The 9,157-nt window shown below is 71.8% G+C and carries 6 protein-coding genes; 3 read left to right on the top strand and 3 right to left on the bottom strand.

Annotated features, from left to right (window positions below; translation table 11 throughout):
- From JX283_RS08890 to JX283_RS07200, 3 genes are all read left to right on the top strand, one after another.
- Positions 1-1,361 (top strand): FtsX-like permease family protein (locus JX283_RS08890; protein WP_370583431.1); only part of this gene is annotated, 1,361 nt, incomplete at its 5' end.
- Between the two features lie 159 nt (positions 1,362-1,520).
- Complete coding sequence (locus JX283_RS07195) at positions 1,521-3,263, top strand: alpha-amylase family glycosyl hydrolase (RefSeq protein ID WP_204829964.1); 1,743 nt, start codon at positions 1,521-1,523, stop codon at positions 3,261-3,263.
- Between the two features lie 410 nt (positions 3,264-3,673).
- Positions 3,674-3,859: a hypothetical protein gene (locus tag JX283_RS07200; RefSeq protein ID WP_204829965.1), complete on the top strand. Its 186-nt coding sequence runs from the start codon at positions 3,674-3,676 to the stop codon at positions 3,857-3,859.
- Positions 3,860-3,889: 30 nt separating this feature from the next.
- Here JX283_RS07200 and JX283_RS07205 read toward each other — a convergent pair whose 3' ends face one another.
- The 3 genes from JX283_RS07205 to JX283_RS07215 all read right to left on the bottom strand — a co-directional run.
- Positions 3,890-5,284 (bottom strand): Wadjet anti-phage system protein JetD domain-containing protein, encoded by a 1,395-nt coding sequence (locus JX283_RS07205; RefSeq protein WP_204829966.1) that lies wholly within the window; start codon positions 5,282-5,284, stop codon positions 3,890-3,892.
- Positions 5,285-8,191: 2,907 nt separating this feature from the next.
- A complete protein-coding gene (locus tag JX283_RS07210; protein WP_204829967.1) occupies positions 8,192-8,374 on the bottom strand; it encodes a hypothetical protein in 183 nt (60 codons plus the stop codon).
- Positions 8,375-8,593: 219 nt separating this feature from the next.
- On the bottom strand, positions 8,594-9,157 hold a 564-nt coding region (locus JX283_RS07215), incomplete at its 5' end, for a spermidine synthase (RefSeq protein ID WP_204829968.1).

Raw genomic sequence — 9,157 nt, forward strand, 5'->3', positions numbered from 1 at the left:
GCCTCAAGGACTACTCGGTGTTCTTCGCCACCCTCGCCTTCGCGGCCTGCCTGCTCTACTCGTTCTCCGCATCCGGCGACTACCTCGCCGCCATGGCCCTCACCGAGCGCCAGCGCGCCACCCTGGGATCCCAGCAGCTCAACACGGTGATGAGCGCGTTCTCGGTGTTCGTCGTCATCGTCTTCGCCTTCCTGGTGAGCTACGGGTTCCGATTCATCCTCAGGCGCCGCAAGCGGGAGTTCGCCCTCTACGCCATCCTGGGCATGGACGGCCCCCATGTGTCGAGGATCCTGCGCTACGAGGGGTTCCTCGTGGGCGCGGCCTCCTTTGCCGCGGGCGTCGCCGCGGGCGTGGTGTTCTCGCCCTACTTCATGCTGCTCGAGGCCTACGTCTTCGGCGTGGCCTGGGCGCCGGCCCTCGTGTTCTCCACGGGCTCGTTCCTCTGGACCCTGGGCTGCTTCGCGGCGCTCGTGGCCGTGGCCTGCGTCTCGTCGGGACGGNTGGTGTCGAGGAGCACCCCCGCCGCCCTGNTCTCGNCCGNCNNGCGACCGGAGCGGCTCCTGGGCGAGGGGCGCCCGTGGGCCCAGCGGCTCCAGCTGGTCGGCGGCGCCGTGCTCGTGGCGGCGGTGTGGGCGACGGTCCTGCTCCAGCCCGGCATGTTCCTCGCGATGCTGCTCCCCTTCGGCCTCGTTGCCCTTGCGGGCACGTACCTGCTGTTCCGCTCGCTGGCCCACTGCGTCCCCGCGTNNCTGCGGAGGCACCCCCGCCGCTACCTCTCCGGCCTCACGTGCTTCACGGTGCGCCAGGTGGAGGCCAAGGCGTCCAGCTCGGCCATGGCCATGGCCATGGTGTGCGTGCTGCTGGCCTGCGGCGTGTGCATGGTGGTCGCGGGCCTGGCCTTCTCGGTGGGCATCAGGGACGGCGTGGCGCCAGGAGCCGGCATATCCGACCCGTTCACATGGGCGCCCATCGGCTTCATCGGACTGTTCTATGGCATCGCCTTCCTGCTGTCGGCCATGGCGGTCCTGGCGCTGCAGCAGCTCTCCGAGGCTGCCGACAGCGCCATCCGCTACCGGGTGCTGGCGGACCTCGGCGCCGACTACGCCATGATGGGCCGCTCGCTCCGCTCTCAGCTGGCCGTGTACTTCGGGGTGCCGCTCGCGGGCGCGCTGCTCCACGACGCCGTGGGCCTCACCCTCATCGCGCTGCTGGCCATGGGCGTGGGCGCCGGCGGGTTCGGCGCCATGGCGGGGGCCACCGTGGCCGGCGTCGTGGTGTTCATGGCCCTCTACTACGCCGTGACCTACGCCGAGTGCCGGCGAATCCTCTTCGCCGGCCGGGCAGCGCGCCGCGAGGTCTGATGTCCGCCACGGCGGGCGCCGCCGCCCTCCGCCCCCGGAACGGGTACGCACCCCGCGGGCCCGGCAAACGGTTCACAGACTGAAACNAAGTTGAACATTCGGCCGCCGTTGGCTAGANTCGGGCCTCTGGAACGAGCACCCGCGTGGAGAGGATCGCCCATGCCCTGGTACGACGAGGCCGTGTTCTACCACATCTACCCGCTGGGTCTCCTGGGCGCGCCGCGCCAGAACCCCTACGGCGAGCCGCAGCACCGCCTGCCGGGGCTCGTCCCCTGGCTCGACCACCTGCGCGGCCTCGGCGTCACGGCGCTCTACATCGGCCCGCTGTTCCAGAGCGTGGGCCACGGCTACGAGACCTGCGACTACCGCCTCGTGGACACGCGCCTGGGCACCAACGACGACCTCCGCGACCTCGTGGCCGCCGCCCACGACCGCGGCATCCGCGTGGTGCTCGACGGCGTGTTCAACCACGTGGGCCGCGACTTCTTCGCCTTCCGCGACCTGCTCGAGCACCGCGAGGCCAGCCCCTACCGCGACTGGTTCTGCAACGTGGACTTCGGCGGGGACAACTCCTACGGCGACGGCCTCTCCTACGGCACCTGGGGCGGCTACGNCCTGCNCGTCAAGCTCAACCAGAGNAACCCCGCCGTGCGCGACTACCTGCTGGACGCTGTGCGCATGTGGGTGGCGGAGTTCGACATCGACGGCATCCGCNTGGACGCCGCCGACGTGNTGGACTTCGACTNCATGCACGCCCTGCGCGCGGTGGCCAACGCCGTGAAGCCTGACTTCTGGCTCATGGGCGAGGTCATCCACGGCGAGTACAGCCGCTGGGTCAACGGCGACACGCTCCACGCCGTGATCAACTACAGCCTCCACAANGCCCTCTACAGCGGCCACAACGACCACAACTACTTCGAGATCGCCCACACCGTCAAGCGCAACTACGACATGNGCGGCGACCGCGTNGACGGCCNGCGCCTCTATAACTTCGTGGACAACCACGACGTGGACCGCATCTGGACCAAGCTGGACGACAAGCGCCACTTCGAGCCGGTCCACGTGCTCATGTACACGCTGCCCGGCACGCCGTCCGTCTACTACGGAAGCGAGTTCGCCATCGAGGGCAAGCGGACCCCCTACGCCGACGACATGCTGCGCCCGGCCCTGGACCTCGCGGACTTTCGGGACTCGCCGTCGGCCGCCCTCATCACCGCCCTGGGCGCCATCCGCCGCGAGACGCCCGCCCTGTCCTATGGCGAGTACCGCGAGCTGGCCCTCACCAACCGGCAGTACGCCTTTGCCCGCACACTGGAGGGCGGCGACAGCGCCATCGTCTCGGTGAACAACGACGACAACCCCGCCACGGTGACCGTGGACGCCCTGGGCCGCCCGGCCTACACGGGTGCGCTCACCGGGCGCACGGTGAGGGCCCACGACGGTGTGGTGGACCTGCCCATGGAAGCGTGCTCGGGTNAGGTGTGGCGCCCCGCGGACGGATCAGACGGGGAGGGCGCCGCCGACGGCGGTGCCGCTGCGGCCGCGGAGGCCGCCCGCGAGGCCCAGCGCCGCATGCGGGAGGAGGCCGAGCGGCGCCGTGCCGAGGAGGAGGCTCGCGCCGCGGAGGCCCGTGCCGCCGAGCAGGAGCTCCTCGACCGCGCCCGCGAGGCCGTTGTGGCCCGCGAAGCCGACGAGGGGGAGGGCCGGGAGACGCCCGAGCTGTCCATGGATTTCCTCCTCGGGCGNGAGAGGCCCTTCGAGGACATGACCGTGCAGGAGCTGCAGCTCTCGGTCCTGGCCCAGATGGCCATGCGTGGCCCCGTCACCGAGCAGATGCGCCGCGACGTGGCCGAGAACACCTACCACGACTCCCTGGTCAACTGGGCAAAGAGCTTCAACTAGGGGCCCCTCGCCCCGCGCCCCTGTCCCACCACCCGGACACTTTTGTCCCAATGGTCGGGCACTTTTGTCCCAATCGCCGGACGGCCCGCCCGTGGAAGCTTCTGCAGGCGGAAAGGCGCCCGTGGAGGCTTCTGCGGGTGCCCGGTCAAAGTGGCGAAGGGCCGGCCCTCCCGAAGTGGGACAAAAGTGTCCGACCAAAGGGACAGGCGGCCGGTCTGCGCCGCCACTCGCCGCGGCCGCCCCGCTACCTGCCGTGGGCCGCGGCCCCCCGCTCCGCCATCGGCGCCCACCGGTCGCCATGCCTCCAGAGCAGGTAGAGGGTCTGCGTCGCGCCCGCNTCTCCAATGGGCACGAGCGAGCGGCCCTCCGGCCGCCCCCCGGCCTTCTCGGTGTAGAAGGTGAGCAGCGGCGTGGTGTCCATCCCCAAGTCGGTGCACCGCGAGCGCATCGAGGAGAACATCGACATCTTCGACTTCGAGCTCTCCGAGGCCGAGATGGGCGAGGTCGCCTCCCTGGACCGCGGCGCGAGCGAGATCGTGGACCACGGGGACCCCGCCTTCATCCACACGATTGGCACGATGAGGATCCACGGGTGACGGGGTGACGGGACGGCTTGCCCGGGCGCCCTACTCCCACCCGTCGGCGGCCTCCAGGGCCATCGCGCGCACGTAGGCCGCCACGCCCATGGACGCCGCCCGGGCCGCGTCGGACACCAGCTCCATCTGCTCGGGGGAGAGGTGCACCGTCACGGTGGTCCCGGTCGCCCCGCGTCGGTCCGGCTCGCCGGAGCCCGCCGTCCCGCCGCCCGCGGCTTGCCGCACGGCGGGGNCGCNCGTCTCGGCCATCTGGGACAGCACCCANTCGTAGGGGACCTTCTCCTGCTCCACGCGGCGNGGGCNCNGGCANTCCTTGGAGCAGAGCCGCTTGTAGAGGATCCTGTCGGCACCGTTCAGGTGGTCCAGCCGCGCCGCGCGCCGCGCGCCCTCGTCCACATCCACGCCAAAGCGTGAGAACCGCCGGTAGGTGCCGCCGTCCATGGCGAGGGTCCGCGCGGCCACGCCCCGTGCCTCGCAGGCGGCCACGAAGCGGTCGGCGATCTCCAGGCCCGCGGCGTCGATGTCGCCCCAGTAGTAGACGNGCTCGGCCGCNGCCAGCCACGGAAGGTCGTCGAGGGCCCGCGGAGCGGTGGCGCCCNGCCCCCACAGGCACACGGCCCCGGNGACCGACAGCGGGAACGCCTCCATGGAGTCGCGGTTCTCGCTCACCACGACGGTCCTCGGCTCGTACGGCGGCTCCCAGGGCGCGTCGCCCGACAGCGCGAACGCGAACCGGGGGTGCCCCGGGTCCGACGCCCATGCGGGGTCCAGCAGCCGCCACTGCCACACGCGCTCCCGCTCCGAGAGGCCGAGGCCGCGCCGATGGGTGAGCAGCAGCACGCAGCGCCGGCGGTCCCGGTCGTCCAGCCACTTGCTTCCCAGGCCGTCGACGGGCAGCTGCCGCGCGGTGAGGCCGGTGGGGTCGTGGGTCAGGAACCAGTNGGCCACCTCCAGCAGGAGCTTGATCCCCTCGCGGTCCCAGCACTCAGACAGGCAGAGGAGCTCCTCGGCCTCCCCGGCCGAAAAGGGACCGTAGGGGCGGAACGCGCGGGCGTGGGCGTTGAGCCGCGACATCGTGGCCGAGAAGGGCCCCGAGAGGCGTGAGACGTCCTCGGGGGTGAGGCCGACCAGGGCCGCCGGCAGCTCCATGGGGGCGCCGGTGGCGGGGTCGGTGCGGGGCACGGCGGTGTGGGGGAGCCGCGCCTCGGCGATGGCGCGGTCGAGCTCGTCGGCGGCCTCGAGCCAGGGCTGCGGGCCGGTGTTCAGCTCCTGCTGGGAGGGGGCGCCGAGGTCGAGGTCAAACGGCTCCGGCGGCTCGGCGTCGCGGAGCAGCGCGGCGGCGTACGCGAACCGCCGTGCCTCGAAGTGCCGCAGCACGGAGAAGCGCACCTCTCCGAAGGTGGGGTAGCGTCGCTCCTGTGTCATGGGCCCTCCTCGCCGTCGCCGCCGTGCCGCGCCCCATGCTACCGGATGTGGCAGAGGGGGCGCGGCGCCCCTCGTGTGCGCCGCGTGACAGAGGCGCCTGGCCCATCTGTCACTTCTCTTATTGCGGTATTGATGATTCCCCCGGCGGCGACCGTGTCGCCGGGGCGTCCCAGCGGGGGGCACGTCCGCAGCGGGGCCCGTGGGCCGTGGTGGGGTCTCTCCGCAACGGCGCCCTGCAGGGCCGCCCTGCGACGCCCCTCTGGCGCGGGCCCGCGTTGCCGTGCGCCCTCCAGCGCATTCCTGCCGCAAGGGGGTCTTGGAGGGTGGGTTTCGGCACGCGAAGGCGCCCCGATGCGCGACCCGCCGCCCCGCAGCGGGTCCCTGTCGCAACGCCCCGTTGCAGGGTGCCCCTACAGGGTGGCCCCGCTGCATGCGACCCCTGTAGGGCGGCTCCGCCGCGGCCGCGGACCGGGGCGCCCCCGCTCCGCCGGCGAGGTGGGACAAAAGTGTCCGACCATTGGGACAAAAGTGTCCGGGTGATGGGGCGGGGCGCCGGGATGCGTGCGCCGCGGGGTAGAGACCACCCCGACAGACCCGCGCCCGCCGATCCCTCGGGAGGCCCCATGCAGCCCGCTATACCCTACGACCAGCTCCTCGCCAGCCCCACCCNGCGGCGNGTCGAGNTTTCCTACGGCACCGACGACCCCAAGATCGAGCACGAGACCAAGGAGGGCTACATCCCCGCCTCCTGCACGGCGCCCTTCGACCCGGCGTGGTTCTCGCTCCCAGCGGACCGCTACAACCCGCTGCTGGCCACGTCGTCCATGGGGCTCGCCTCGGCCACCTACGGCAACCGCCAGGCNAACGGCTTCTCCTATATCCTCGACACCATGGCCGCCTACGGCTTCAAGGACGTCGACATCAGCTCCTACCTGCATCGCAACAGGGACGACCACGCCGACATCGACCATGACGTCAACCTCGTGGCCTACGCCTTCGGCCACCAGGCGCTCGCCGGTCCCGACGGCGAGGGGTTCGAGCTCGTGGCCTGTGTGGTGCGCGGGACATCTCCCACCCTCGAGTGGCTCTCGAACGCCGACGTCGCGGACTCCGTGGNAGGCGGCGACTACGCCTCGCTCCGCTGGCACGAGGGCTTCCGCGCCAGCGAGCTGGAGTGCCTGGGCAACCTCGAGCGCTACCTGCGCGACCACGGCCTGGACATCGCGACCACCCGCATCTGGAACTGCGGCCACAGCCGCGGCGGCCCCATCTCCAACATCTTGGGCATGGACCTGGACACCTGGGGCGACCGCGGATTCTCCGTGACGCCCGACCACGTCTACACCTACACCTTGGCCTGCAGCCTTACCACCTTCGACGAGGACGCCCACGGCCCGCGCTACGGCAACATCTGGAACATCAACCACCCGGAGGACTTCATCGGCCGCATCCCAGCCGCCCACTGGGGGTTCCGNCGCTACGGCACCGACGTCTTCCTACCCTCCATCGCCACGTCCTACCGGGCCTTCCAGCGCACCAAGGCCGACGCCNACAGGCGCTNCCNCGNCCTCGNCGGCGCCAGAGCCTACACCGTCCACGGCATCGCCGGCCCCGACTCCTTCGTGCACGAGGCGGTGTGCTGCGCCGCCACGGTGGCCGAGATGTACGCGCTACCCCATGCCGCCGGGTGCCACTGGCACCCGTTCAGCGACTTTTTCCAGGCGTTTTGCCGGGTGGCCGGAACGGCCGGCCTCGAGCGGGTGAAGGCCGCGGCCTCCCTGGCCCGGCTGGCCGCCGGGGCCTACTGGCACGCCTTGAGCTACTTCGTGGAGGACCAGTTCCTCAAGCCCCTGAGCCCCATCACCCACAACGAGCAGCACTACCTGGCGCGCCTGGAGGCCGTCGACGCCCTCGGCGAGGACGTCCTGGACGGCTGGCGCGCCGACACCCGGCGCATCACCTTCTACGGCACCCTGGACGTGGACGTCGTCTGCCTCGACGACCCGCACCCCACCGACACCTTCAACGACGGCGCCGTGAGCCTTGAGGGGGCGGCCCTGCAGCCCCGGGCCGAGGGCGGCCGTGTGGTGAGCCGGATCGTGGGCGACAAGGTGGACCCCGACCTCCTCGACACCCCCGACTCCGTGGCGGTCTATGCCGACCACCGCGCCGACCGCCTCTGCCTGTGGCTGCCCGTGGACGGCCGCTACCTCGTGCGCCTCACCGCCCGAGAGGACAACGCCGCCATCGACGCCACCTGCGCCGTCTGCCACCCCGAGGGGGCGGTGCTCGCCCAGGAGGTCTTCTCGGCCGGGTCTCTGGCTGCCGGCCACTCCCTGGTCCTCGACGGGGCCGACCTCGTGGGGCGCCTGCCCCAGGGGCGCGTGGAGGAGGCCTGGGCCAGCTTCGCCGAGAGGGGCGACTTCCCGCCGACGCTCGCCGTGGACGCCGTGCCGTACCCGCCCCGCCCCGACGGCGGCGACGCCGTGGGAGACCGCGGCCTCATGGCCGGCGACCACGCCCCGCTCCGCGCCTACGAGGTGGCCGGCCACCGGTTCCGCGGCTGGCACGAGGACGCCGGCGACGGGACGCCGGGGCGCCTCGTGAGCCGCGACCGGGTCATGACCGTCAAGGTGGGGGAGGAGGACGCCCGCTACGTGGCGGTCTTCGACTGACCCGCCCCTGCCCCACTGGCCCATCACCCGGACACTTTTGTCCCAATGGTCGGGCACTTTTGTCCCATTTGGACGCATGGGGGGGCGCCCGCGGAAGCTATTACGGGTGAAAAGGCATCCGCAGAACGTTCCGCGGGTGCCGGCGTCCGCGTGACGGCCGAGACGCCCACCCGTTGGGACAAAAGTGCCCGGGTGATGGGACAAAAGTGTCCGACTGGTGGGACACGGCCCCTCACAGGGGGTAGGCGCCCGGCACCTCCCGGTCAGCGTCGCTCGCCACCAGCAGGTGGTTCTCCTCCTCGGCCAGGGGGTCGGGACACGGCACGTCCCACACGTGGGAGAAGGTGCCGAGCAGGGCGTCCCGCGCTGCGAGCACCGGCGACGGGTCGGTGGGGGAGCAGACCACGTTCGCCACGTAGGGCCCATCACTCGGACACTTNTGTCCCAATGGTCGGGCACTTTTGTCCCATTTGGACGCATGGGGGGGCGCCCGCGGAAGCTATTACGGGTGAAAAGGCATCCGCAGAACGTTCCGCGGGTGCCGGCGTCCGCGTGACGGCCGAGACGCCCACCCGTTGGGACAAAAGTGCCCGGGTGATGGGACAAAAGTGTCCGACTGGTGGGACACGGCCCCTCACAGGGGGTAGGCGCCCGGCACCTCCCGGTCAGCGTCGCTCGCCACCAGCAGGTGGTTCTCCTCCTCGGCCAGGGGGTCGGGACACGGCACGTCCCACACGTGGGAGAAGGTGCCGAGCAGGGCGTCCCGCGCTGCGAGCACCGGCGACGGGTCGGTGGGGGAGCAGNCCACGTTCGCCACGTAGAGGCCTCCGGGGGCCATGGCGCCCTTGGCCAGCGAGAGGCCCACGGGCGAGAGGAACGCCTCNGGGGCGTCGGTGCCGGCATAGGCGTCGTTGATCACCGCGTCGAAAGGCCTGCCGCCTTTCATGGCCCGCCGCGCGAGGAACCGCAGGCCGTCGTCGGTCACCACCCGCAGGCGGGGCTCGCCGGAGGGGGTTGATCCGGCCCTGGCCACGGCGTCGTCCAAGTGGAACTCCCGGCGTGCGATGGCCACCACGGCCGGGTCCACCTCCACCACGGTCACCTGCACGGCGTCGTCCACGGCCACGGCATGCCGCGGCCATGCGCAGCCTGCGCCGCCGATGACGAGGACCGACCGGGCGTCGGCCCCCTCGACGGC

The organism is Olsenella sp. CU969, from assembly GCF_905219715.1.
Taxonomy (GTDB): domain Bacteria; phylum Actinomycetota; class Coriobacteriia; order Coriobacteriales; family Atopobiaceae; genus Granulimonas; species Granulimonas faecalis.